The 21,594-nt window shown below is 72.9% G+C and carries 22 protein-coding genes and 2 pseudogenes; 10 read left to right on the forward strand and 14 right to left on the reverse strand.

The features are described from left to right. Positions 1-85: 85 nt before the first annotated feature. Positions 86-916 (forward strand): DeoR/GlpR family DNA-binding transcription regulator, encoded by an 831-nt coding sequence (locus tag QA802_RS03130; protein WP_334517930.1) that lies wholly within the window; start codon positions 86-88, stop codon positions 914-916. Positions 917-971: 55 nt separating this feature from the next. After that, a complete protein-coding gene (locus QA802_RS03135) occupies positions 972-1,442 on the forward strand; it encodes an SRPBCC family protein (protein WP_334517932.1) in 471 nt (156 codons plus the stop codon). Positions 1,443-1,490: 48 nt separating this feature from the next. Here QA802_RS03135 and cds1 read toward each other — a convergent pair whose 3' ends face one another. Then, positions 1,491-2,615 (reverse strand): L-cysteine desulfhydrase Cds1, encoded by a 1,125-nt coding sequence (gene cds1 / locus QA802_RS03140; RefSeq protein ID WP_334517934.1) that lies wholly within the window; start codon positions 2,613-2,615, stop codon positions 1,491-1,493. A gap of 303 nt (positions 2,616-2,918) precedes the next feature. Here cds1 and QA802_RS03145 point away from each other — a divergent pair, with 303 nt between their 5' ends. Beyond that, complete coding sequence (locus QA802_RS03145; RefSeq protein WP_334517936.1) at positions 2,919-3,242, forward strand: hypothetical protein; 324 nt, start codon at positions 2,919-2,921, stop codon at positions 3,240-3,242. 244 nt (positions 3,243-3,486) lie between these two features. Beyond that, the gene (locus tag QA802_RS03150; protein WP_334534285.1) at positions 3,487-3,987 is read left to right on the forward strand and encodes an ATP-binding protein; all 501 of its coding nucleotides are present in this window, start codon (positions 3,487-3,489) and stop codon (positions 3,985-3,987) included. A 102-nt stretch (positions 3,988-4,089) separates the two neighbouring features. Here QA802_RS03150 and QA802_RS03155 read toward each other — a convergent pair. Further along, positions 4,090-4,439: pseudogene (locus QA802_RS03155) on the reverse strand (ATP-binding cassette domain-containing protein); the annotation flags it as partial. Then, entirely contained in the window at positions 4,436-4,729 is a 294-nt protein-coding gene (locus QA802_RS03160) for an SHOCT domain-containing protein (protein ID WP_334517938.1), read from the reverse strand. The gene QA802_RS03160 and the pseudogene QA802_RS03155, both read right to left, overlap by 4 nt. A 279-nt stretch (positions 4,730-5,008) precedes the next feature. On the opposite strand from QA802_RS03160, the gene QA802_RS03165 reads away from it, so the two are divergent. Further along, complete coding sequence (locus QA802_RS03165) at positions 5,009-5,194, forward strand: DUF1272 domain-containing protein (protein ID WP_334517940.1); 186 nt, start codon at positions 5,009-5,011, stop codon at positions 5,192-5,194. 53 nt (positions 5,195-5,247) lie between these two features. On the opposite strand, the gene QA802_RS03170 is transcribed toward QA802_RS03165, so the two are convergent. From QA802_RS03170 to QA802_RS03180, 3 genes are all read right to left on the reverse strand, one after another. Next, positions 5,248-6,132 (reverse strand): NAD(P)-dependent oxidoreductase, encoded by an 885-nt coding sequence (locus tag QA802_RS03170; protein ID WP_334517942.1) that lies wholly within the window; start codon positions 6,130-6,132, stop codon positions 5,248-5,250. A gap of 100 nt (positions 6,133-6,232) precedes the next feature. Then, entirely contained in the window at positions 6,233-7,477 is a 1,245-nt protein-coding gene (locus tag QA802_RS03175) for an ROK family protein (protein ID WP_319165256.1), read from the reverse strand. A gap of 27 nt (positions 7,478-7,504) precedes the next feature. Beyond that, the gene (locus QA802_RS03180) at positions 7,505-8,167 is read right to left on the reverse strand and encodes an alpha-ketoglutarate-dependent dioxygenase AlkB family protein (protein ID WP_334534287.1); all 663 of its coding nucleotides are present in this window, start codon (positions 8,165-8,167) and stop codon (positions 7,505-7,507) included. Between the two features lie 106 nt (positions 8,168-8,273). On the opposite strand from QA802_RS03180, the gene QA802_RS03185 reads away from it, so the two are divergent. Continuing rightward, positions 8,274-9,413 (forward strand): methyltransferase, encoded by a 1,140-nt coding sequence (locus QA802_RS03185; protein WP_334534290.1) that lies wholly within the window; start codon positions 8,274-8,276, stop codon positions 9,411-9,413. 108 nt (positions 9,414-9,521) lie between these two features. On the opposite strand, the gene QA802_RS03190 is transcribed toward QA802_RS03185, so the two are convergent. The 4 genes and pseudogenes from QA802_RS03190 to QA802_RS03205 form a co-directional block, all read right to left on the reverse strand. After that, positions 9,522-10,868, reverse strand: a complete 1,347-nt coding sequence (locus QA802_RS03190; RefSeq protein WP_334517945.1) for an MSCRAMM family protein — start codon at positions 10,866-10,868, stop codon at positions 9,522-9,524. Positions 10,869-11,016: 148 nt separating this feature from the next. After that, positions 11,017-12,917 (reverse strand): annotated as a pseudogene (gene htpG, locus QA802_RS03195) (molecular chaperone HtpG). A gap of 123 nt (positions 12,918-13,040) precedes the next feature. Further along, positions 13,041-13,907 (reverse strand): hypothetical protein, encoded by an 867-nt coding sequence (locus tag QA802_RS03200; protein WP_334517947.1) that lies wholly within the window; start codon positions 13,905-13,907, stop codon positions 13,041-13,043. Between the two features lie 115 nt (positions 13,908-14,022). Continuing rightward, a complete protein-coding gene (locus QA802_RS03205) occupies positions 14,023-14,649 on the reverse strand; it encodes a hypothetical protein (protein ID WP_334517949.1) in 627 nt (208 codons plus the stop codon). A gap of 121 nt (positions 14,650-14,770) precedes the next feature. Here QA802_RS03205 and QA802_RS03210 point away from each other — a divergent pair, with 121 nt between their 5' ends. Next, a complete protein-coding gene (locus tag QA802_RS03210) occupies positions 14,771-15,517 on the forward strand; it encodes a maleylpyruvate isomerase family mycothiol-dependent enzyme (RefSeq protein WP_334517951.1) in 747 nt (248 codons plus the stop codon). Between the two features lie 31 nt (positions 15,518-15,548). Here QA802_RS03210 and QA802_RS03215 read toward each other — a convergent pair whose 3' ends face one another. Beyond that, on the reverse strand, positions 15,549-15,953 hold the full coding sequence (locus QA802_RS03215; RefSeq protein ID WP_334517953.1) for a MarR family winged helix-turn-helix transcriptional regulator: 405 nt from the start codon (positions 15,951-15,953) through the stop codon (positions 15,549-15,551). 86 nt (positions 15,954-16,039) lie between these two features. On the opposite strand from QA802_RS03215, the gene QA802_RS03220 reads away from it, so the two are divergent. After that, complete coding sequence (locus tag QA802_RS03220; protein ID WP_334517955.1) at positions 16,040-17,542, forward strand: MFS transporter; 1,503 nt, start codon at positions 16,040-16,042, stop codon at positions 17,540-17,542. A gap of 86 nt (positions 17,543-17,628) precedes the next feature. Continuing rightward, positions 17,629-17,919, forward strand: coding sequence for a DUF6332 family protein (locus QA802_RS03225; protein WP_334517957.1), 291 nt, complete (start codon positions 17,629-17,631; stop codon positions 17,917-17,919). On the opposite strand, the gene QA802_RS03230 is transcribed toward QA802_RS03225, so the two are convergent. The 3 genes from QA802_RS03230 to QA802_RS03240 form a co-directional block, all read right to left on the reverse strand. Beyond that, on the reverse strand, positions 17,880-18,545 hold the full coding sequence (locus tag QA802_RS03230; RefSeq protein WP_334517959.1) for a response regulator: 666 nt from the start codon (positions 18,543-18,545) through the stop codon (positions 17,880-17,882). The genes QA802_RS03225 and QA802_RS03230 overlap by 40 nt on opposite strands. Next, positions 18,542-19,879 (reverse strand): sensor histidine kinase, encoded by a 1,338-nt coding sequence (locus QA802_RS03235; protein WP_334517961.1) that lies wholly within the window; start codon positions 19,877-19,879, stop codon positions 18,542-18,544. The genes QA802_RS03230 and QA802_RS03235 overlap by 4 nt, the downstream gene beginning before the upstream one ends. 412 nt (positions 19,880-20,291) lie before the next feature. Then, entirely contained in the window at positions 20,292-20,984 is a 693-nt protein-coding gene (locus tag QA802_RS03240) for a TetR/AcrR family transcriptional regulator (RefSeq protein ID WP_334517964.1), read from the reverse strand. A 152-nt stretch (positions 20,985-21,136) separates the two neighbouring features. On the opposite strand from QA802_RS03240, the gene QA802_RS03245 reads away from it, so the two are divergent. Then, positions 21,137-21,592 carry a nitroreductase family deazaflavin-dependent oxidoreductase gene (locus tag QA802_RS03245; RefSeq protein ID WP_334517966.1) on the forward strand — a complete coding sequence of 152 codons (456 nt, stop codon included), beginning with the start codon at positions 21,137-21,139 and terminating at the stop codon, positions 21,590-21,592. Positions 21,593-21,594 lie beyond the last annotated feature (2 nt).

Consider the following 21,594-nt stretch of genomic DNA (forward strand, 5'->3'; position numbering starts at 1 on the left):
CGCACACCGGCGTCGGGGGCGAAAGTCCTCGTCGGAGCAGGTGAGCGGCCTGTCGGACGGCTTGAGGGAAAGGACCGGAGCGTACGTGAGTGAGAATCAGAACCTCCTCGCGGAGCAGCGCCGCTCCCTGATCCTGGACGAGGTGCGACGCCGTGGCGGCGTCCGTGTCAACGAGCTGACCCGCAAGCTCGGCGTGTCGGACATGACGGTGCGGCGTGACCTGGACGCGCTGGCCCGGCAGGGCGTGCTGGAGAAGGTGCACGGCGGCGCGGTGCCGGTCGTGGAGGCGAGCACCCACGAGCCGGGTTTCGAGGCGAAGTCGGGTCTGGAACTGACCGCCAAGGAGGACATCGCCAAGGCCGCGGCGGAGCTGGTCGCCCCGGGCAGCGCGATCGCCTTGTCGGGCGGTACGACCACCTATGCGCTGGCCCATCACCTGGTCGACGTGCCGGACCTGACCGTGGTGACGAACTCGGTGCGGGTGGCCGACGTCTTCCACGTGGCGCAGCGCACCGCGGGCCCCCGGCAGGGTGCGGCCACGGTCGTGCTGACCGGCGGGGTGCGCACACCGTCGGACTCCCTGGTGGGGCCGGTCGCGGACCAGGCCATCGCGGCGCTCCACTTCGACGTGCTGTTCCTCGGCGTGCACGGGATATCGGCCGAGGCCGGGCTGTCGACGCCGAACCTCGCGGAGGCCGAGACCAACCGGCGGCTGGTGCAGTCGGCGCGCCGGGTCGTGGTGGTCGCCGACCACACCAAGTGGGGTGTGGTGGGCCTGAGTTCGTTCGCCGCGCTGGAGCAGGTGGACACCCTGGTGACGGACGCCGGGCTGCCGGCGGCGGCGCGTGCGGAGATCTCCGAGCACCTGCGCCGGCTGACGGTCGCGGGCGAGCCCGGCGAGGGTGCAGACATCTGAGAGGGCGGCGGCTAGGGTGGCGCACCCGTTTCCCCGCCATGCGGAGGTCGCGCGTATGCCTCGCCGGTTGCGTCCCGAAGGGCTCGACTTCGTCCGGACCGCTCCTGTGCGTGTGTTCTTCGCGCGTGAGGTGTCCGCTCCCCCTGAGCTGGTCTTCCGTGCGCTCGCCGAGGACGTACCCGGGTGGGCGCGGTGGTTTCCGGGCGTGACGTCCGCCGAGCCGCTGGACGGCGGGGCGGGGCGCGAGGTGCGGCTGCGGGGCGGCACGCGTTTTCGTGAGACGGTCCTCGCGGCGAAGGAGCCCGAGGTGTACGCCTACCGCGTCGACGTCACCAACGCTCCGGGCGTCGGGGCGCTTGTCGAGGAGTGGCGGCTGGCGCCGGCCGGGGCGGGGACGCGCGTGCGGTGGACGTTCGCCGCTGACGGGAGCGTGGTGTTCCGGGCGGTGCTGCGACTGGCCCGGCCGGGGCTCGGGCAGTCCTTCCGCAAGGCCGTGACGCGGCTGGACCGCCGGCTCTCCGGCTGAGCGCCGCGGAGGGGGTGGGGCGCGGGCGCCTGTGCTTCGGTCCTGGGTTCAGTCCTGCCACACGCCGGTGACCAGCAGTGTCTCGATCACCGCGGTGTAGGGGGCGATGTCCAGGCCCTGCTCGGCGAGCCAGTCGTCGGAGTAGTACTTGTCCAGGTAGCGGTCGCCCGGGTCGCACAGCAGCGTGACCACACTGCCCCGGCGGCCGTCGGCCACCATCTCGGCGACGATCTTCAGCGCGCTCCACAGTCCGGTGCCCGTCGAGCCGCCCGCCTTGCGGCCGATGGCCCGCTCCAGGGCTCGGACGCCGGCGACGCTGGCCGCGTCGGGGACCTTCATCATGCGGTCGACGGCGCCGGGGACGAAGCTGGGCTCCATCCGGGGCCGGCCGATGCCCTCGATGCGTGAACCGCAGTCGCAGGTGACGTCCGGATCGCCGGTGGTCCAGCCCTCGAAGAAGCACGAGTTCTCCGGATCGGCGACGCAGATACGGGTGTCGCGCTGGGTGTAGTGGACGAAGCGCGCGAGGGTCGCGGAGGTGCCGCCGGTGCCGGCCGTGGCGACGATCCAGGCGGGCTCCGGGAACCGCTCCGACTCCAGCTGGCGGAAGATCGATTCGGCGATGTTGTTGTTGCCGCGCCAGTCCGTGGCCCGCTCCGCGTAGGTGAACTGGTCCATGTAGTGGCCCCCGAGGTCCGCCGCCAGACGTGCCGACTCCTCGTACAGCGTGCGCGAGTCGTCGACGAAGTGGCACCGGCCGCCGTGGAACTCGATCAGGCGGATCTTCTCGGCGCTCGTCGTACGCGGCATGACGGCGATGAAGGGGACGCCGATCAGCTTGGCGAAGTAGGCCTCGGAGACGGCCGTCGAACCACTGGACGCCTCGATCACCGGCCGGTCCGGCCGGATCCAGCCGTTGCACAGGCCGTAGAGGAACAGCGAGCGGGCGAGCCGGTGTTTGAGGCTGCCGGTGGGGTGCGTCGACTCGTCCTTGAGGTACAGGTCGATGCCCCACTTCTCCGGGAGGGGGAAGCGCAGCAGATGGGTGTCGGCCGAGCGGTTGGCGTCCGCCTGGACCCTGCGGACGGCTTCTTTCAGCCAGTCGCGGTAGGCGGCGTCGCTGTGGTCGACGTCGAGGGTGGCGCAGGTCCTGGTGTGCGGGGCAGTGGTCACGGCTGGGCTCCTTCGGACTTCGCGCCGACGGTGGTCCGCGCGGCCGACACTCCGATCATAAACACCTTCCACACCCTTCTCACCTGCATAAACACTCCTTTGAGGCCCTCAAAGGCGGCCCTGGGGGCGAGTGCGGGGGCCAGGGGGCGCATTCACATGAATGCTCCGGACGGCCCCTCGCGGGCCCGCGGAGGCACTGGTGCTCGGCGGCGGGCGCGGGCAGACTGCACCGGGTCGGGGGCGAGCCCCCGTACGGGGGGCACACCGGATCGCGGACGAGTTCGAACGAGGGGGCGGGAAGGCATGGCGGAGCCGGAGTTCACGGCTACGGGCGTGCGTATCGGGAAGCGGCTGCGCTCGCTCACCCGGGCCGGGCAGGTCCGGATCAGCGACGGCAGGCTGGAGTTGCTGACCAGCTACGGAAGCGAGATCGACAGCGCGCCCGTGCAGGCGGTCCGCGCCTCGAAGCCCTGGTTCGCCCCGGAGGACCGGGCGCTGGCCGACCTCAACGGCAACCGGTACCTGCTGACGCTCGGCGACCACGACCCGGCCCCGGGCGAGCCCGGTCCGCCCGCGGCACGCCGCTTCATCGAGGCCGTGCACAGGGCGGCGGGGCGCGGCGGCTGAGCCGGGGACGAGAGACCGGCCCGGGTGGCCGAATCACCGCGAGTTGCGCTACCGCATCCGCTGCGTCACTCTGGTCTCACGTCACTCTGGGTTTACCGGCGATAACGCTGCGAACCAGCCCCGCCGGCCATGTCAGCAGGCGGCCGCCTCGCGCAGACGCCCTGCTCGATCCGAACTCCGTGTTCTTCCGGACCTCAGTCGGGGAGTCGCAGCCGTGATCAGCAACCCAAGCAGGCACTGCATGGTGGAGCTTCAGGCCCTGCCGTCGCGGATCGGTCAGGTCCGCAGAATCGTATCGGCGCAGTTGCGCTACTGGCACATGGACCCGCTGATAGAGCGCGCCGCGCTCGGTGTCACGGAGCTGTTGACCAACGTCCACCTGCACGCCCAGCCCGACAAGACCTGCGTCGTGGAGTTGGAGCTGCTGCTCGACCGGCTGACCGTCTCCGTGCGCGACCACGACCCGCGGCTGCCGGTCGTCAAGGCCGCCGAGACCCTCGCCACCTGCGGACGCGGGCTGGCCATGGTGGCCGCGGTCAGCGAGAGCTGGGGCGCCCGGCCGGACGGCGAGTCCGGCAAGGTCGTGTGGTTCACGCTGCCGGCGCCCGTCGCCGCACGGGAGCTCGCGGCGCGTCCGCCACGCCGCACACCGCGGGAGCAGGCCGCCCCCCGCTTCACGGAGGTCGTCTCCGTCGACGATCTGCGGCCCGCACATGCCCCCGCCCGGTCGGCCGTCGTCGGCTGACCGGGCGGTGACGTCCCGTACCAGGAGACGCCCCCGCCGCGCCCGGTGCACCGCCCCGCCGAGGGGCCGGTACACCGGGCGCGCTTGTACAGATGCCCGGCAAAGCCGGATGTTCTCCTCCACGGTCAGGGTCGGCACCAGGTTGAACGCCTGGAAGACGAAGCCGACCCGGTCGCGGCGCAGCAGCGTGAGACGGCGGTCGTCGAGCGCGCCGAGCTCGGTTCCGCCGACGTACGCGGTGCCCGAGGTGTGTCCAGGCCGGCCGCGCAGTGCATCAGGGTGGACTTGCCGGAGCCCGAGGGGCCCATGATCGCGGTGAACCGTCCGGCCGGAAAGGCCACGGTCACCCCGTCCAGGGCCCGTACGGCGGTGTCGCCGGCGCCGTACACCTTCACGGCGTCGACGACCCGTGCGGCGTCCCGTGTGCCCGTCGGGGCGGTCACGGTGCTCATGCCGGGCCGCCCTTGCCCATGCTGCCGAACTGCTCGTCCAGGACGGACAGCCGGCGCCAGTACTCGTCCTCGTCGATCTCGCCGGAGGCGAAGCGGCGGCCGAGGACGGCGAGGGGCGAGTCTCCGGTGGGGCGGGTTTGGCCCGTCGCGTTCCAGGGGCCTGGGCGTCCGCGCCACACGGTGCGGCGCAGCACCGTGACGACGCCGATCACCACGGCCGCCCAGATCAGCGGAAGGAACAGGATCCAGGGTCCGGGACCGCCGCCTTGCCAGTCAGCCAGGGTGTTCATCTCGAGTCATCTCCTCTGGGGGTCCGCAGGAGTTCCGCGGCGGGTTCGCGCGGGGTCTGCGTCATGTCTCGAGAGTCCCGCCGGGCGGGGGTCCGGGTCGTCGTACGGCCAGCGGCAGTGTGCGTACCCCGCGGGGAGTACGCGCGCGTGCCCGGGCTGCTCCTCGCGGCGCGACGTGCCGGTCTCGTCGGAACTCGGAGGGCGGAAGTCGGAGAGCCGAACCGGGAGGGGACCATGGAAGGCGACGGACGACCCGCCGAGTGAGGAGCACCTGCCGCGATGGCCCTGGAGATGCGCGACCGCTGCGAACGCTGTACCACCGCTGCCCTGCCGCCCGACGGGCCGGCCCGGATCTGCTCCTACGAGTGCACGTTCTGCACGCCGTGCGCCGAGGCCATGGACGGCGTCTGCCCGAACTGCGGCGGGGAACTGGCGCCCCGGCCGCGCCGGGCCGCCGCCGATTGAGATGCGGTCGGCGTCGGCCCGGCTCTCGTCCCCGCGCGTCTCGACGGCCTGTTTCAGGCGGTGCTGTCGAAGCTGGCGAAGTAGGCGGCTGCCATGTCCTCGTCGCCGTGGCCCTGCGCGGCGGCCCGTTCCAGACGCTCGGCGCTCGCGGCCGCCACGTCCAGGCGGACGCCGTTGCCCCGCCCGGCCTCGACGATCAGCCGGGCGTCCTTCGCGGCCGTCGCCACCGCGAACTGGGCCGGGGTGAGCCGTTCGTCGAGGATGAGGGCCGCCTTCGCCTTCAGGTACCCCATGTCGAGCGGGCCGCCCTCGATCAGTTCGAAGAACGCGTTCGGGTCGACGTCCAGGGACTGCGCCAGGGCCAGGAGCTCGCCGGTCGCGGCGGTGGCCGCGATCACCCAGCTGTTGGTCACCAGTTTCAGCCGGGTGGCGGTACCCGCGCCGCCGTCCTCGCCGGTCCACACGGTCCGAGCGCCCACGGCGTCCAGGACGGGCGTCACCGCGGCCCGGCTCTCGGAGGGCCCTGCCACGAGGACGGTCAGCTGGCCGGTCTCGGCCGGCTGACGGGTTCCCAGGACGGGCGCGTCGAAGAAGACGAGGCCGTGTCCGCGGGCGAAGGCCGCCAGGTCGGACACGGCCTCGGTCCCGGCGGTCGTCGACTGCACCCAGGCCGTCCCGGCGCGCAGGGCCGGAGCGGCCTCACGCATCACCTCCAGAGTGGCGGGGCCGTCATAGAGCATGGTCAGGACGACGTCCGCGCCCTCGACTGCCTCCGCGGGGGAACCGGCGATGTGCGCACCGTCCGCGGCGAGCGGTTCGGCCTTGGCGCGGGTGCGGTTCCAGGCCCGGACGGTGTGGCCGGCGCGGGCGATGCTGCGGGCCATCGCGGCGCCCATGATGCCGGTGCCGAGGACGCTGACGGTCAGGTGGTCTGTCATGGCGTCAACCTACTGCGGCGCGGCGACGACCAGCGTCTCTCCCCCGCCCCGACAGGGGGCGGGGAACGGGCGACGGGAGCGCGGACCCGCCGCGCGCCTCTCATGCCGCGGTCAGCGCCCCCAGCGGGTCGTCGAGGACCGGCTGCCAGGCCAACTCGGCCGCGCCCACCAGGCTGTTGTGGTCGAGGGAGCAGGCGAGGATCGGCACACCGCCGCTGTGGCCCCAGAGACCGCGGTCGGTGACGACCGCGCGGAGCCGGTCGGGATCGGCGTCGAGGAGGGTGCGGTGCAGTCCGCCGAGGATGATGCGGTCGGGGTTGAGGATGTTCACCAGACCGGCCAGACCCAGCCCGAGCCGGTCGATCAGGGCGTCGACGGCCATCCGGACGACCGGGTCGCCGTACTCCTCGCGGATCAGTCGGTCGGCCTGCTGCAGCAGGGAGCCCTCGGGGCCGGGCTGCCGGCCGGCGGCGTTCAGCAGGGCGAGCGGATCGGCCTCCACGTCGAGACAGCCGCGGCTGCCGCAGTAGCAGGCACGTCCCTCGGGGTTGACGGTGAGATGCCCGACTTCCAGGGCGAGTCCCGAACTGCCCGTGTGCAGACGGCCGTCCAGCACGAGTGCGCCGCCGACGCCCCGGTGCCCGGTGGCCACGCACAGCAGGTCACGGGCGCCGCGCCCGGCCCCGTGACGGTGTTCGGCCAGGGCGGCGAGGTTGACGTCGTTCGCCGCGAACGCGGGTCCGGTGACGCCGACGGCGCGGATCCGCTCGGCGAAGATCTCCCGCACGGGCGCGCCCGCGGGCCAGGCCAGGTGCAGGGGGTTGAGCGCCAGCCCTTCGGGTTCGGTGATCGCGGAGGGCACGGCGAGCCCGGCGCCCACGCAGCGCCGGCCGGTGCGCCGCAGCAGCTCCGCGCCCGCGTCCACGGCGGCCCCGAGGACCTTCGCGGGGTCGGCGTCGACGGCCTCGCAGCTGGGCGTGGTGGCGACGATCCGGCCGCCGAGACCGACCAGCGCGGCCCGGAAACCGTCGGCGTGGACCTGCGCGGCCAGGGCGACCGGGCCGTCCTGCGCGACTTCGAGCCGGTGGGAGGGGCGGCCCTGCGAACCGGCGGCGGCGCCGGGCCGCGCGTCCACCCGGATCAGGCCCAGGGCGACGAGTTCGGCGGCGACCGCACCGGCCGTCGCGCGGGTGACGCCGAGCTCGGCCGTGAGTACCGCACGGGTGGGCGCCCGCCCGGTGTGCACGAGCTCCAGCGCGGGCCCGAGCGCACCGCGCCCCCGGTCCAGCCGCGCCCTCGAGGTGGTCCCTTCCCCCGCCGGCCGGGGGTCCGCCTTGCCGCTCATGAGGGCGAGTCTCCCATGATCCGTTACTCAGCCCGCGTCGGGGAAGCCGCTCACCCGCAACGTGATGTTCAGCCGTCCAGCCAGGCCCAGCGCGGGCGGAGCCGTGCCCGGCAGCACGCGGGGCACCCCGTGGTACGCGAGGCGGGAGGGGCCTCCGAACACGAAGAGGTCGCCGCTGCGCAGCTCGACGTCGGTGTAGGGCCGGGTCCGGGTCCGCGGGTTGCCGAAGCGGAAGACGCAGGAGTCGCCGAGGCTGAGGGAGACCACCGGTGCGTCGGACTTCTCGTCGGCGTCCTGGTGCATGCCCATCCGGGCGTCGCCGTCATAGAAGTTGATCAGTGCGATGTCGTATGCGGCCCGCCGGGACTCCTGCGGCCCGAGCGCGTCGGCCACCGCGCGCCGGCCCAACTCGCCCAGCCAGTCCGGAAACGGTTTGACGGGCGTGCCGTCGCCGTCGGTGACCGTGCGGGCGTAGGCGTACGGGCGCCAGTGCCAGCCCAGGCAGACCTGGCGGGCGGTCATGGTGCCGCCGCCGGGCGTGCGGACCGTGCGCAGCCCGGCCGGCGGACGGGCCCAGTCCCGGCACGACCCGAGCAGCTCGCGCTGGCCGGCGGCGTCCAGCCAGTCGGGCACGTGCACCGCCCTCGGTGCGACCTCCGCACGCTCACGGGGAAACAGCTCGTCGGCCACCGCCTCGTCCATGGCACCATCCTCCCGCATCGCCGTGGTGCCGCGTCCGGCGGTGACACCGCGTCTGAACTGCGGCTCGGCTAGCCTGACCACGATGAACGACCGTATGACGACGCCGTGGGGCGAGGTCGAGCTGGCCCGCCACCCCGAGGACACCCGCGATCAGCTGCGCGCCTGGGACGCCTCCGACGCCTACCTGCTCAGACACCTCGCGGCGCAGGACGTCCCGCTGACCGGCACGGTGGTGGTGCTGGGCGACCGCTGGGGCGCGCTGGTCACGGCGTTGGCAGCGCACCGGCCGACGCAGATCACCGACTCCTGGCTGGGGCAGGAGGCGACCCGGGCCAATCTGGCGCGGGCCGGCGTCGAGACCGGTTCCGTGCGGCTGCTCACCACGCAGGACCCGGCTCCGGAGCGGATCGACGTGCTGCTGGTCCGGATCCCCAAGAGCCTCGCGCTGCTGGAGGACCAGTTGCTGCGGCTGGCGCCCGCCGTGCACGCGGGCACGGTCGTCGTCGGCGCGGGCATGGTGAAGGAGATCCACACCTCGACGCTGAAGCTGTTCGAGCGGATTTTCGGGCCGACCCGGACCTCCCTCGCCGAGCAGAAGGCCCGGCTGGTCTTCTGCACCCCCGACCCGTCGCTGAAGCCGCCGGCCACCCCGTGGCCCTATGTGTACGACCTGCCCGACGACCTCGGCTCCACGCTCTCCGGCCGTCCGGTGGTCAACCACGCGGGAGTCTTCTGCGCCGACCGCCTCGACGTCGGCACCCGGTTCTTCCTCCGGCATCTGCCGAGCGCCGGGGGCGGCCGCCGGGTCGTCGACCTGGGCTGCGGCAACGGGATCGTCGGCACGGCGGTGGCGCTGGGCGACCCGCGGGCGGAGGTGCTGTTCACCGACGAGTCGTTCCAGGCGGTCGCGTCGGCGGAGGCGACCTACCGGGCGAACGGGGTGCCGGGGCACGCCGAGTTCCGGGTCGGGGACGGGCTCGCGGGCGTCGCGGACGGCAGTGTGGACGTCGTGCTCAACAACCCGCCGTTCCACTCCCACCAGGCCACCACCGACGCGACGGCGTGGCGCATGTTCACCGGGGCCCGGCGCGCTCTGCGGCCGGGCGGCGAGCTGTGGGTGGTGGGCAACCGGCACCTGGGCTACCACGTGAAGCTGAAGCGGCTGTTCGGCAACAGTGAACTGGTCGCCGGTGACCGAAAGTTCGTGGTCCTGAAGGCGGTCAGGCGAGGCTGAGCCCCGCCCCGCCCCGCTACGCCAACGCCATGCCATGGCGCCGTTCCTCCGCTCGACGGTGGGGGCGACGGCCTTCCGGCCGGCACGGCGCTCAGGCAGCGGCGGGCGTCAATGCGGAAGATCCGCCCCTGCCCCGCCGGATGCGACGAACCAGTCGCCCGCGGGGGCGCGCTCGACGTCGTGGGCGAGGTCGATGTCGTGGAAGCCCACGTCGGCGCCGCCCGGGTGGACGGTCTCGGCCCGGGGCGGGTAGCCGGCCGCGATGACCGTGTACGGGCCGTCGTCCAGGTCGGAGAAGGCGTACGCGCCGTCGCTGCCGGTCGTGACGCTCGCCACGACGTTGCCCGCGGCGTCCACCAGGGTCACCCGGGCGTCGCTCAGGGGAGCGCCCGCGCCGCGTACCGTGCCCCGCACCCGTGCGCCGGGCCGCAGTTCGACGTCGACCCGGGTGACGCCGGCGACGCCGATCTCGACGGGCAGGGCCTGCGGCCGGTGCTGCGAAGAGCTGACTGCCAGGACGACCGGTCCCGGCACCAGGTCGGCGACGGTGAACTCGCCCTCGCCGTCGGTCCGCGCAGTGGTCAGCACATCGCCGCGGACGTCCATGACGACGACCGCCGCACCCGCCACCGGCGCTCCGTCGTCCGCGGAGCGCACCGCGCCGACCAGCCCGGTGGCACTGCCGAGCAGCACGTCGTGCCGGACGGGCTGCGCCCCGAGCACGACGGTCGCGGCCTGCGGCTGGTGGCCGGCGGCCGAGGCGATGAGCACGTAGGCGCCCTCCCCCGGCGACTGGAGCTCGTAGGAGCCGTCGGGGCCGGCGACCGCACGGTCCAACTGGCGTCCGCTCAACGAGATCAGGGTGACGGCTGCCCCGGCCACCGGTATTCCCTCGGGGCCCCGCACCAGCCCGCGCACCGCTCGGCAGCCGCCGGCCGGACCACCGTCGGTCAGTCCGGGAACGGTCGCGACGAGCTCCGCGACGGCACGGGCCAGCGGCACGGCGACGGCCGCGCCCACCTCCCGGCTCCCTGCCCCTGCCCCTGCCCCGGTCACGCCGACGCCCGACAGCTCCGCGTTCTCTTGGATCGAGGCCGATTCGATCGGGGCGGGTTCGATCGACGCCGGGCCACCGGAAGACGGTTCGACCAAGGCCGATCCGCCCGAGGCCGGGCCGCCCGAGGGCGGCGCCACCGGCGCGCCGGTGGCCGCGGGCTGCCGCGCCGGGAGGACCGCGGCGACGGCCAGGGCGAGGACCACTGCTCCGGATCCCGCCACCATGACGACCCCGAAGCCGTTCCCCGAAGGCAGGACGAGGCCGCCGAAGTCGGTGGTCAACGGTGTGAGGATCACGCCGGCCACAGCACCGAAGGCGAGCACCGCCACGACGACGCCGGCCCGGGGCGCCGCGGCCCCCTCCTCGATCCGCACGGATCGGGTCTGCGCAGGGGACATGGGCCGGGCCTCCGTGGGGGGATGCGGTGCTTCACGACTGCGCAGCATCCTAGGCCCGCTTGATTGACTCAAGCAACTAGCATGTTCGGTGTGCGATGTGTGAAGGTTCCGGGCAGGGAAACCCTGCCCGGAACCCCTTTCCCGCCCGTTACAGCGCGCGCTCCAGGCTGTCCGCCACCAACTTCACGAACCGGCCGGGCTCCTTCGGCCGCCCGCCCTCGGCGAGCACCGCCAGGCCGTGCAGCAGCTCGGCGGTCTCGGCGAGGCCGGAGCGGTCCTCGCGCTCCTGGTAGGCCTTGTTCAGGCCCTTGACGAGCCCGTGCCCAGGGTTGAGCTCGAGGATCCGCCGGGCCCGCGGCACCTCCTGCCCCATCGCCCGGTACATGTTCTCGAGCGCCGGCGTGAGGTCGTTCGCGTCGGACACGATGCAGGCCGGCGAGACCGTGAGCCGGGAGGACAGCCGCACTTCCTTGACGTCCTCGCCCAGGTGCTCGTTCATCCAGCCGAGCAGACCGGCGTACTCCTCGCTCTGCTTCTCACGCTCGCCGTCGGCCTGCTCGCCGCTCTCCCCGTCGAGGTCGACCTCGCCCTTGGCGACCGACCGCAGCGGCTTGCCGTCGAACTCGCCCACCACGTCGACCCACACCTCGTCGACCGGGTCGGTGAGCAGCAGGACCTCCACGCCCTTCGCCCGGAACGCCTCCATGTGCGGGAGTTCTCGATGCTCTGCCGGGATTCGCCGGTCAGGTAGTAGACGGCGTCCTGGCCCTCCTTCATCCGCTCGACGTAAGCCCGCAGCGTGGTCGGCTCGTCCTCGCTGTGGGTGGTCGCGAACGAGGAGACCGCCAGCAGCGCGTCGCGGTTGTCGGAGTCGGAGAGCAGGCCTTCCTTCAGGACGGCGCCGAACTCCCGCCAGAACGTGGTGTAGCGGTCGGGCGCCGCGGTCATCATGTCCTTGACGGTGGACACGACCTTCTTGGTGAGCCGGCGCTGCATCATCCGGATGTGCCGGTCCTGCTGGAGGATCTCGCGGGACACGTTCAGCGAGAGGTCGGCGGCGTCGACCACGCCCTTGACGAAGCGCAGGTACGGCGGCAGCAGCGCCTCGCAGTCGTCCATGATGAAGACGCGCTTCACGTACAGCTGCACACCACGCTTGTAGCCCTGGTTGTACAGGTCGTGCGGGGCGTGCGAGGGCACGAACAGCAGCGCCTGGTATTCGAAGGTGCCCTCGGCCTGCAGCCGCACGGTCTCCAGCGGTTCGCGCCAGTCGTGGCTGATGTGCTTGTACAGCTCGTGGTACTCGTCGTCGGACACCTCGTCGCGCGAACGCGCCCACAGGGCCTTCATCGAGTTCAGCGTCTCGGGAGCGGGCGCGGCGTCGTCGCTCTCGCCCTTCTTCGGGGTCATCCTGATCGGCCAGGTGATGAAGTCCGAGTAGCGCTTGACGATCTCCCGGATCGTCCACTCCGACGCGTAGTCGTGCAGCTTGTCCTCGTCGTCCGCCGGCTTCAGGTGGAGCGTGACGGAGGTTCCCTGCGGCGCGTCGTCGACGGCCTCCAGCGTGTACGTCCCCTCGCCGCGCGACGACCAGCGGGTGCCCTTCGCCTCCCCCGCGCGCCGGGTCACCAGGGTCATCTCGTCCGCCACCATGAAACCGGAGTAGAAACCGACGCCGAACTGCCCGATCAGCCCCTCGGCGCTGCCCGTGTCCTGCGCCTCGCGCAGTTCCCTGACGAACTGGGCCGTGCCCGAGTTGGCGATCGTGCCGATCAGCCGTCCGACCTCGTCGTACGACATCCCGATCCCGTTGTCCCGCACGGTGAGGGTACGGGCCTCGGGGTCGGTCTCGATCTCGATGTGCAGGTCGGAGACGTCGGCGTCGGGCGCGTCCTCCCGCAGCGCGGCGAGGCGCAGCTTGTCCAGCGCGTCGGATGCGTTGGAGACGAGTTCGCGCAGAAAGACGTCCTTGTTCGAGTAGACCGAGTGGATCATCAGTTGCAGCAACTGACGGGCCTCTACCTGGAACTCAAACGTTTCGGTCGACATGGTTCGCGTGTTCCTCACAGATTCCGAAAAGTCTCCTGAACTGGCGGAAGCCACTTTAGGACACGTTCTCGGGCGGCGCGGGCCGGTGATACGGACGCTTTCCCGCCAAAGCGTGCGGGTCGGTCAGCGCATGAGCGCGGCGCGCAGGGTGAGGCCGTAGCCGACGCGGAGCCGGCGCAGTTCCCAGAGGGCGACCGCGGTGACCGACAGCGGGGCGCCCAGCAGAAGCAGGATCCGCACCGTCCCCGGGGCGCCCTCGTACGCGCCGGTGAACAGGTCGATCAGCGCCATCTCCCACACGAGCACGAGCGCCAGCACGGGCGGCACCGTCTCGTGGACGTCCGCGGTGCGGAACACGTGTACGAGGGACATCCCGGCGCCGTAGACGACGAACGGCAGGACCCACACGATCATGAGCAGGGCAACGAGGACGGTGATCACCGTCGTTGCGGGACCGGTTGCGAAACGACCGTCGAGCAGGCCGGTCAGGACGGCCGCCGGGAACAGGGCGACCGCGGCGATGATCGCCACGACCGAGCCGAACGGCCTGGCCGCCCGGCGCAGCAGTTCACGCCGGGCCGGCGGGCGAGCCGCGCCGATCAGCGCGCCGACGACCACGGGGAAGGTCACCGCGAGGACGAGAACGTTGATCCACGTCTGATGCACCCGGTCGTCGGCGAAGTCCCCGACGGACGCGACGAGTCTGTAGGAGATCATCACCCACACCACGGCGGCCAGTCCGACGGCGGTGCGGATCCGCTGCATACGCGCGACCACCGGATCGTCGACCCTGCCGGGCCGGGACGGCCGGAACACCGTGCGGCCCACCGCGATGGGGCCGACGGCCCGCCACACCCGCCGGAACACGCCCACGCGGGGCGCCGGCCGCGGCAACGGCTGCGGCCCATAAGGGTGGTTGGGGTGGTAGGGCTGGTTGGGGTGGTACGGGTCGTACGGCGGCTGTCCGCCCTGCTGGTTCCAGGCGTTCATGGTGACGGCTCCCCCGGTGGCACTGCGGTGATGACAGTGTGTGATGACAGCGGTGATGGCAGATGCGCGCGGAAGCCTAGCGACTGCGGCGCCTCGGTATCGGGCCACGCGTGGATCAGCGCGGAATCTCCTCCACCTGTGCGAAGCCTCCCGTCGCGTGCCAGTCCAGCCGGGTCAGCGTCTCGGTGGAGTTCCGGGTGAAGCGCAGGCGCCGCGCGTCGCCCTCGCCCTGCGCGGCGACCTCCGTCCAGCCGTCGAAGTCCTCGGTGAGTCTGGTGTCCCAGCGCCCGAGGTCCGCCGTGCCGACCGCGGCGATCGACTCGGTCGGCGGCTCCCCGTCGTAGCAGTAGTCGCCCCAGTCCGCGATGACGGCGACCGTGTCGTCGAACGCCTTGAGCGTGACGCTGTGACAGCGGTCCGTCGCGGTCGCGTACACCAGGAGGGGCGCGCTCCAGGCGCCTGTGCCCGCGTCCCGGTGCCGCTCCACCAGTCCGCGTCCGGCGACGTACGCCATGCCCACGCGCCGGCCGTCGGGCAAGCGGATCTCCCCGTCGAAGCGCGGGCCCACAGACGGGGTCGGCGAGGCCCCGGCGACGGACCTCGTCGGCGTCGCGGTCGCCCGGGTCGCCGTGTCCGTCGCCCCCGCGGTCGCGCTCCCCGTGCCCGTCGGCCCGCCGCAGGCCACCGCGAGGCCCGTCACCATCGCCACCGCGGCCGGGACCCGCAGCCGATCTCCGCTCATGCGCATTCCCCCATGGTGCACGCCCTGCCAGGTGCGCCGACGCCGCGCGACACGGCCGGCCGCCTCCCGTCGGCGCGCTGCTCCTCCCCGCATCCGCGCTCCGTCGGGCAGACTTCCCCCCATGGAGACTGCCGAGTTCCTCGAGATCCTCGACCGCGAGGGCCGGGCCCTGGCCGACGCCGCGGCGGCGGCGGGCCCCGACGCCAAGGTCGTGACCTGCCCGAGCTGGCAGGTTCGGGACCTGCTGCGGCACACGGGCGCGGTGCACCGCTGGGCCACGTCGTTCGTCGCCGACGGCCACGCCGCCTTTCGCCCCGTCGAGGAGCCGCCGGAGCTCGACGACGAGGCGCTGCGGGAGTGGTTCCGCGCCGGACACCGGCGGCTCGTCGACACCCTTTCCACCGCGCCGCCGGACGTGCGGTGCTGGCACTTCCTGCCCGGGCCGACGCCGCTGGCGTTCTGGGCCAGGCGTCAGGCGCACGAGACGGCCGTGCACCGCGTGGACGCCGAGTCGGCCCGCGGCCGCGATCTCGAGGACGTCGCGCGGGAGTTCACCGCCGGGTTCGCCGCGGACGGCGTCGACGAGTTGCTGCGCGGTTTCCACGCGCGCGACAGAAGCAGGGTGCGCAGCGAGGAGCCTCGGACGCTGCGGGTGCGGGCGACGGACACGGCCGACGCGGTGTGGTCGGTGCGCGTGTCGTCGGAGCCGCCGGTGACGCGGCGCGACGCCGACGGGCCCGCCGACTGCGAGGTGTCCGGACCGGCCGCCCTGCTCTACCTCTCGTTGTGGAACCGTTTGCCGCTGCCCGCCGTGACCGGTGACGTTGCGCTCGCGACGCTGTGGCGGGAGACGTCCGGGGTGGGCTGAGCGGCGGCCCCGGTCCGGCGGCGGGCGGTCGTCAGTCCGTCAGCATTCTTGTGAGCACCGCGCGCTGCACCGGCCGTACGTCGCCGTGCAGCGCGCGTCCCTTTCCGGTGAGCGCCACCCGGACGCCTCTGCGGTCCTCCGCGCACAGGCCGCGCTCGACGAGGCCGTCCTTCTCCAGCCGGGCGATGAGCCGCGACAGCGCGCTCTGGCTGAGATGGACCCGTTCGGCGATCTCCTGGACGCGGAAGCCGCACGAGACGTCCCGCGCGGCCGACGCGGCGAGGACGTCGAGCACCTCGAAGTCGCTGGCGCACAGGCCGTGTCGGTGCAGCGTCCGGTCGAGTTCGCACTGGGTGCGGGCATGCAGCGCCAGCAGATCACGCCACTGCTCCACGAGCGCCTGCTCGGCCTCGGCCGTGCCCTTCTCCTCCGCCATGCGGCGCACCGTAGCAGAGCGCGAAATTTGTTGCATCTGAATTTAATGCGCTTGCATTCAATGCATGCGCATGTACTGTCTTCGGCATGACCTCTCCGCTCTCCTCCCCCGCGGTCCCCCTCCCCGAGGGTCGCTGGACGTCCCGGCTCTGGGGCACGCTCCTGGTGCTGTGCGCCGCGATGTTCCTCGACGCGCTCGACGTGTCCATGGTCGGCGTCGCCCTGCCGTCCATCGGCTCCGACCTCGGGCTCTCCACCTCGACGCTGCAGTGGATCGTCAGCGGCTACATCCTGGGCTACGGCGGACTGCTCCTCCTCGGCGGCCGCACGGCCGACCTGCTGGGCCGCCGCCAGGTGTTCCTGGTCGCGCTCGGCGTCTTCGCACTGGCCTCGCTCCTCGGCGGGCTGGTCGACTCGGGTCCGCTGCTGATCGCCAGCCGCTTCATCAAGGGCCTCAGCGCCGCCTTCACCGCCCCGGCCGGCCTGTCGATCATCACCACGACGTTCCCGGAGGGCCCGCTGCGCAACCGTGCGCTCTCCATCTACACCACCTGCGCCGCGACCGGCTTCTCGATGGGCCTGGTCCTCTCCGGTCTGCTCACCGAGGCCAGTTGGCGCCTCACCATGCTGCTCCCCGCCCCGATCGCCCTCGCCGCGCTGGCGGCCGGTCTGCGGCTGCTGCCGCGCAGCGAACGGGAGAAGAACCACAACGGATACGACGTCCCGGGCGCCGTCCTCGGCACCGCGTCGATGCTGCTGCTGGTGTTCACCGTGGTGCAGGCCCCCGAGGCCGGCTGGACCTCCGCCCGGACGCTGCTGTCCTTCCTGGCCGTGGCCGCCCTGCTGACCGTCTTCGTCCGTGTCGAGCGGCGTTCGGCCGGCCCGCTGATCCGGCTCGGCGTGCTGCGCTCGGGCAGCCAGATCCGCGCCCAGCTCGGCGCGATGGCCTTCTTCGGCTCCTACGTCGGCTTCCAGTTCCTGGCCACCCTGTACATGCAGACGCTGCTCGGCTGGTCGGCACTGCACACGGCGCTCGCCTTCCTGCCGGCCGGCGCGCTGGTGGCGGTGTCCTCGACCAAGGTGGGCTCGGTCGTGGACCGGTTCGGCACCCCACGGCTGATCGCGGCGGGCTTCGCTCTCATGGTCGCCGGGTACGCGCTCTTCCTCCGCGTCGATCTCGACCCGGTCTACGCCGCCGTCATCCTGCCGTCGATGCTGCTGATCGGCGCGGCCTGCGCCCTGGTCTTCCCCTCGCTCAACATCCAGGCCACCAACGGCGTCGCGGACCACGAGCAGGGGATGGTCTCGGGTCTGCTCAACACCTCGGTGCAGGTGGGCGGCGCGATCTTCCTCGCCGTGGTGACGGCGGTGGTGACCGCGGGCTCCCCCGCCGACCCCACCCCGCAGGCCGTCCTCGACAGCTACCGCCCCGGACTGACGGTGGTGACGGTCGTCGCCGCCGCGGGTCTGCTCATCACCCTCCCCGGCCTGCGCACCCGGCGCGCCCGGAACTCGGTCGTCGTCGCCAAGTCCCCCTCGGCGGAAGCGGAGTTCGAGACGGAGACCGAGCGGGTGGGAGTCCGCGACTGAGCGAGCGGGCGCCCGGAGCGCGGTCCGCGCCGGACGCCCGGCAGGGCCGATTGCCCCGCCGGGCGTCCGCCTGTGACACTCCCTCCATGGGCGGTTACGGGGGGCAGGGCCGGCGCACGCAGGCCGAGCGGGACGCGATCACCGTCGAGATCGGGTACGCGCTGGCCAGCGCCGTGTTCGCGGCGGCGGTGGTCTTCGGCGCGGTAGCGGGCCCGGCGCTGCTGTTCGACCTGCCCGGCCCGGCAAAGACCTGGCTGGTGCGGGCGGGCCTCGTCCTCGCTCCGGTGCTGTTCGCGGCGCGGGTGATCTCCGTGCTGGTCCACTTCCGGCCGGGCGCTCAGCCCAGCCAGCCCGGCCGGACCAGCCCCGACTCATAGGCGAGGACGACCAGTTGGGCCCGGTCGCGGACGCCCAGCTTCACCATCGTGCGGCTGACGTGCGTCTTGGCGGTGAGCGGGCTGACCACCAGCCGGCGGGCGATCTCCTCGTTGGACAGACCGATGCCCACCAGGGCCATCACCTCGCGTTCCCGCTCGGTGAGCCGGCCCAGCGCGTCGTCCGTGGCGGGCTCCTTGGAGCGGGCGGCGAACTCGGCGATGAGCCGGCGCGTCACTCCCGGCGAGAGCAGCGCGTCGCCGGCCACCACCGCCCGCACGGCACGCAGCAGTTCGTCCGGCTCGGTGTCCTTGACCAGGAATCCGGAGGCGCCCGAGCGGATCGCCTCGAACACGTACTCGTCGAGTTCGAAGGTGGTGAGCATGACCGCCCTGACGTCGGAGAGGGTCGCGTCGTCGGTGATCCGGCGGGTGGCGGCCAGGCCGTCCAGGAGGGGCATCCTGATGTCCATCAGGACGACGTCGGGCCGCAGTTCGCGCACCGCCCGCACCGCCTCCTGCCCGTCCGCGGCCTCCCCGACCACTTCGATGTCGGGTTGCGCGTCGAGCAGCGCCCGGAATCCCGCCCGGACCAACGACTGGTCGTCGGCGAGCAGTACGCGGATCACCGGTCCTCCCTCGCTTCCTGGTCTTCCCCGGACTTCTCCTGGTCTCCCCCGGACTTCGCGGGCAGCACGGCCAGCACCCGGAAACCGCCGTCGGGCCGCGGTCCCGCCTCGATCGTGCCACCCAGCGCCGCGGCCCGCTCCCGCATTCCGGCGAGACCGTTGCCGCTGCCGCCCGCGTCGGCGCCGGTCGCCGGGCCGTCGTCGTCGATCCGCAGCCGCAGCGTCGAGCCGCTCGCGTCGAGCCGCACGCGCGCGTGACGCGACCCCGAGTGTCGTACGACGTTGGTCAGGGCCTCCTGGACGATGCGGAAGGCTGCGAGGTCCGTGTGCGGCGACAGCCGCGGCGGCCGTCCGGTCACCTCGACCGTGAGCCCCGCACGCGCCGCCTGCTCCACCAGTTCGGGCAGCCGGTCCAGGCCGGGCGCGGGGGCCCGCGGCGCGTCCCCGGGTGCGCGCAGGGTATCCAGCACCTGGCGCACCTCGCCCAGCGCCTCCTTGCTGGCGGACTTGATGGTGCCGAGCGCCGTGCGCGCCTGCTCGGGGTCGGAGTCGAGAAGCGCGAGACCCACACCCGCCTGCACATTGATCACCGAGAGGCTGTGTGCGAGGACGTCGTGCAGTTCACGCGCGATGCGCAGCCGTTCCTCGCCGGCGCGCCGCCGAGCGGCCTGGGCGCGTTCGGCCCGCTCACGGGCCCACTGCTCACGCCGGATCCGGGCCAGCTCCGCGAACGCCACGATCGCCAGGACCCATCCGGCGACGACTAGCTCCTGCCCGAAGGGGGCAGGGTCGTCGCCGTCGGGCGGCAGCCACCGGTACAGCCAGTGCGCGACCAGCAGATGCACGGCCCACAGCATCCCCAGGGCCGTCCAGGCGGCCCGGCGGTGTCCGGAGACGACGGCGGCGAAGCAGGCCACCGCCACGGTCAGGAAGACCGGTCCGTAGGGATAGCCCGCACCGAGATAGAGCGCGGCGAGCGCCGCGGTGCCGAACGCGACAGCGACGGGGCACCGCAGGCGCCACAGCAGGAGCCCCGAGGCGAGCACCAGCAGCACGCGCGCGAAGGCGTCGAGGGAGGCCCGTTCGCTCTCCTGCGCGTGGGCCGCGAAGGTCGAGCCGACGAGGACGACCACGGTGATCAGCACAGTCGAAAGCCACGGCAGGCGGGCGGGGCCGGGTTCCGTGGCGTCCCGCTCGTCCGACCGCCCCGCCCAGCGTCCCGCCCACGTCCCCTCCCAGCGTCCCCGTCGGCGGCGCGCCCACGGCGACGACTCGTGCCGGCGCCGGCTCCGCCGCCGCGGGCCGGCGCGCCCGGGCCCCCGCTCTGAGTCCATGCCCGCCACGCTAGACGCCGCCGGTCCCGCCCGACGTCCGCCGGGCGCGGTCATCGGCCGTACTCCCCCGGAAGTACGGCCGCGGAACGGATCGCGGCGGGAGACCGGGAGATGAGGAGAGGCAACGGTAGACGACCGGAGACGACCCTTCAGCGGGCAGCACGCGCACCACGTCGCCCCGACGACAGAGCGCCCGGACGACCGCGAGGTCAGCGGACGCCGCGAGGGCTCCCGGGACTGCGCTGCCAGGACTGCGGGAGCGGGGGGCGGGCGTTTCTGCGGGCTTGGCAGGTTCGGCGGGCCGGCGGAAGCTGCGGGGTCGGCGGGGCGGCAGGCTCGGCGGGGCGGCGGGACGGCGGGAGCTGCCGGGACTGCGGGGGCTCGGCGAGGCTGCGGGACTGCGGGTCGGCCTCTAGCGGAGGCCGACGTCGCGGGCCAGGCGGGTCACCGCGTAGCGAAAGAAGGGCTCGCGTTCCTCCACCACGCGGTGGAACTGACCGAAGAGCTCGAACCCGACCAGGCCGTACAGCTGGGCCCAGGCAGCGACGAGGGCGGTGACCGCTCCCGGCGGGAGGTCGGGCGCCAGGTCCGCGGCCATCCGCACGGCCTCGGGGACCAGCTCGTCCGTCAGGAGCGGTACGTCCAGCCGGTCCTCACGGCGCGCGTCGCGCACGATGCCGATGAGGAGAAGACCGACCCGGGCGGCTGAGGGGACGGTCGTCTGCGGGGCGCTGTAGCCGGGCACCGGCGAGCCGTAGATCAGCGCGTACTCGTGCGGATGCGCCAGCGCCCACGCGCGCACCGCCTCGCCGACCGCCACCCACCGCTCGACCGGCGCCGCGTCCGCGGTGGCCGTGTGCGCGGCTTCCGCGCTCTCGCCGAGGGAGTCGTAGGCGTCGATGATGAGCGCGGTGAGCAGATCGTCGCGGCTCGGGAAGTACCGGTAGAGCGCCGAGGAGACCATGCCGAGTTCACGGGCCACGGCGCGCAGCGAGAGCTTGGCCGCGCCCTCGGACGCCAGTTGCCTGCGGGCCTCCTCCTTGATGGCGGCGGTGACTTCGGCCCTGGCCCGGGCCCGTGCGCCTTTAACGGTGTTGCCGCTCATGTCCGCAGTGTCTCACGATCCGGATCAGTGCACACAAGAGTGAGCATAGAACAAAAAAGAGAGCACTGCTCTTGCCGTGGCGCGCCGCCCTCAGGCAGACTCGTCTCGAGCGAGAGCAGTGCTCACACTTTCCGCCTCAGGAGGCAGCAGCCATGTCGACCCACGTGCAGAAGCCCGGCTGGTTCACCGTCAACGTCCTCAACCGTGCCGTGGCCTGGCTGACCCGTCGCGGTCTCAGCGTGTGGGGGTCCAGGGTGCTCGCGGTCCGCGGCCGCAAGAGCGGCGCCTGGCGGACCACCCCGGTGAACCTGCTGACCGTGGACGGGCAGCAGTACCTCGTCGCCCCGCGCGGCCACGTCCAGTGGACGCACAACATGCGCGCGGCGGGCGGCGGCGAGCTGCACCTCGGCAGAGCCGTGGAGGAGTTCACGGCCACCGAGGTCACCGACGACGACAAGTCGCCACTGCTGCGCGCCTACCTCAAGCGGTGGAAGGCCGAGGTCGGCGTCTTCTTCAACGGGGTGGGCCCGGACTCCTCCGACGCCGAACTGCGGCGCGTCGCCCCGGACCACCCGGTGTTCCGGATCACGGTCACCGCCCGCCGCTGAAG

This window comes from Streptomyces sp. B21-105 (assembly GCF_036898465.1).
Lineage (GTDB): Bacteria > Actinomycetota > Actinomycetes > Streptomycetales > Streptomycetaceae > Streptomyces.

What these genes read in the sequence shown, in the direction of transcription:
- QA802_RS03135 (WP_334517932.1), top strand. Translation starts at nt 972, where the DNA reads ATGCCTCGCCGGTTGCGTCCCGAAGGGCTCGACTTCGTCCGGACCGCT.
- QA802_RS03145 (WP_334517936.1), top strand. Translation starts at nt 2,919, where the DNA reads ATGGCGGAGCCGGAGTTCACGGCTACGGGCGTGCGTATCGGGAAGCGG.
- QA802_RS03160 (WP_334517938.1), bottom strand. Translation starts at nt 4,729, where the DNA reads ATGAACACCCTGGCTGACTGGCAAGGCGGCGGTCCCGGACCCTGGATC.
- QA802_RS03165 (WP_334517940.1), top strand. Translation starts at nt 5,009, where the DNA reads ATGGCCCTGGAGATGCGCGACCGCTGCGAACGCTGTACCACCGCTGCC.
- QA802_RS03170 (WP_334517942.1), bottom strand. Translation starts at nt 6,132, where the DNA reads ATGACAGACCACCTGACCGTCAGCGTCCTCGGCACCGGCATCATGGGC.
- QA802_RS03175 (WP_319165256.1), bottom strand. Translation starts at nt 7,477, where the DNA reads ATGAGCGGCAAGGCGGACCCCCGGCCGGCGGGGGAAGGGACCACCTCG.
- QA802_RS03185 (WP_334534290.1), top strand. Translation starts at nt 8,274, where the DNA reads ATGACGACGCCGTGGGGCGAGGTCGAGCTGGCCCGCCACCCCGAGGAC.
- QA802_RS03190 (WP_334517945.1), bottom strand. Translation starts at nt 10,868, where the DNA reads ATGTCCCCTGCGCAGACCCGATCCGTGCGGATCGAGGAGGGGGCCGCG.
- QA802_RS03200 (WP_334517947.1), bottom strand. Translation starts at nt 13,907, where the DNA reads ATGAACGCCTGGAACCAGCAGGGCGGACAGCCGCCGTACGACCCGTAC.
- QA802_RS03205 (WP_334517949.1), bottom strand. Translation starts at nt 14,649, where the DNA reads ATGAGCGGAGATCGGCTGCGGGTCCCGGCCGCGGTGGCGATGGTGACG.
- QA802_RS03210 (WP_334517951.1), top strand. Translation starts at nt 14,771, where the DNA reads ATGGAGACTGCCGAGTTCCTCGAGATCCTCGACCGCGAGGGCCGGGCC.
- QA802_RS03215 (WP_334517953.1), bottom strand. Translation starts at nt 15,953, where the DNA reads ATGGCGGAGGAGAAGGGCACGGCCGAGGCCGAGCAGGCGCTCGTGGAG.
- QA802_RS03220 (WP_334517955.1), top strand. Translation starts at nt 16,040, where the DNA reads ATGACCTCTCCGCTCTCCTCCCCCGCGGTCCCCCTCCCCGAGGGTCGC.
- QA802_RS03225 (WP_334517957.1), top strand. Translation starts at nt 17,629, where the DNA reads ATGGGCGGTTACGGGGGGCAGGGCCGGCGCACGCAGGCCGAGCGGGAC.
- QA802_RS03235 (WP_334517961.1), bottom strand. Translation starts at nt 19,879, where the DNA reads ATGGACTCAGAGCGGGGGCCCGGGCGCGCCGGCCCGCGGCGGCGGAGC.
- QA802_RS03240 (WP_334517964.1), bottom strand. Translation starts at nt 20,984, where the DNA reads ATGAGCGGCAACACCGTTAAAGGCGCACGGGCCCGGGCCAGGGCCGAA.
- QA802_RS03245 (WP_334517966.1), top strand. Translation starts at nt 21,137, where the DNA reads ATGTCGACCCACGTGCAGAAGCCCGGCTGGTTCACCGTCAACGTCCTC.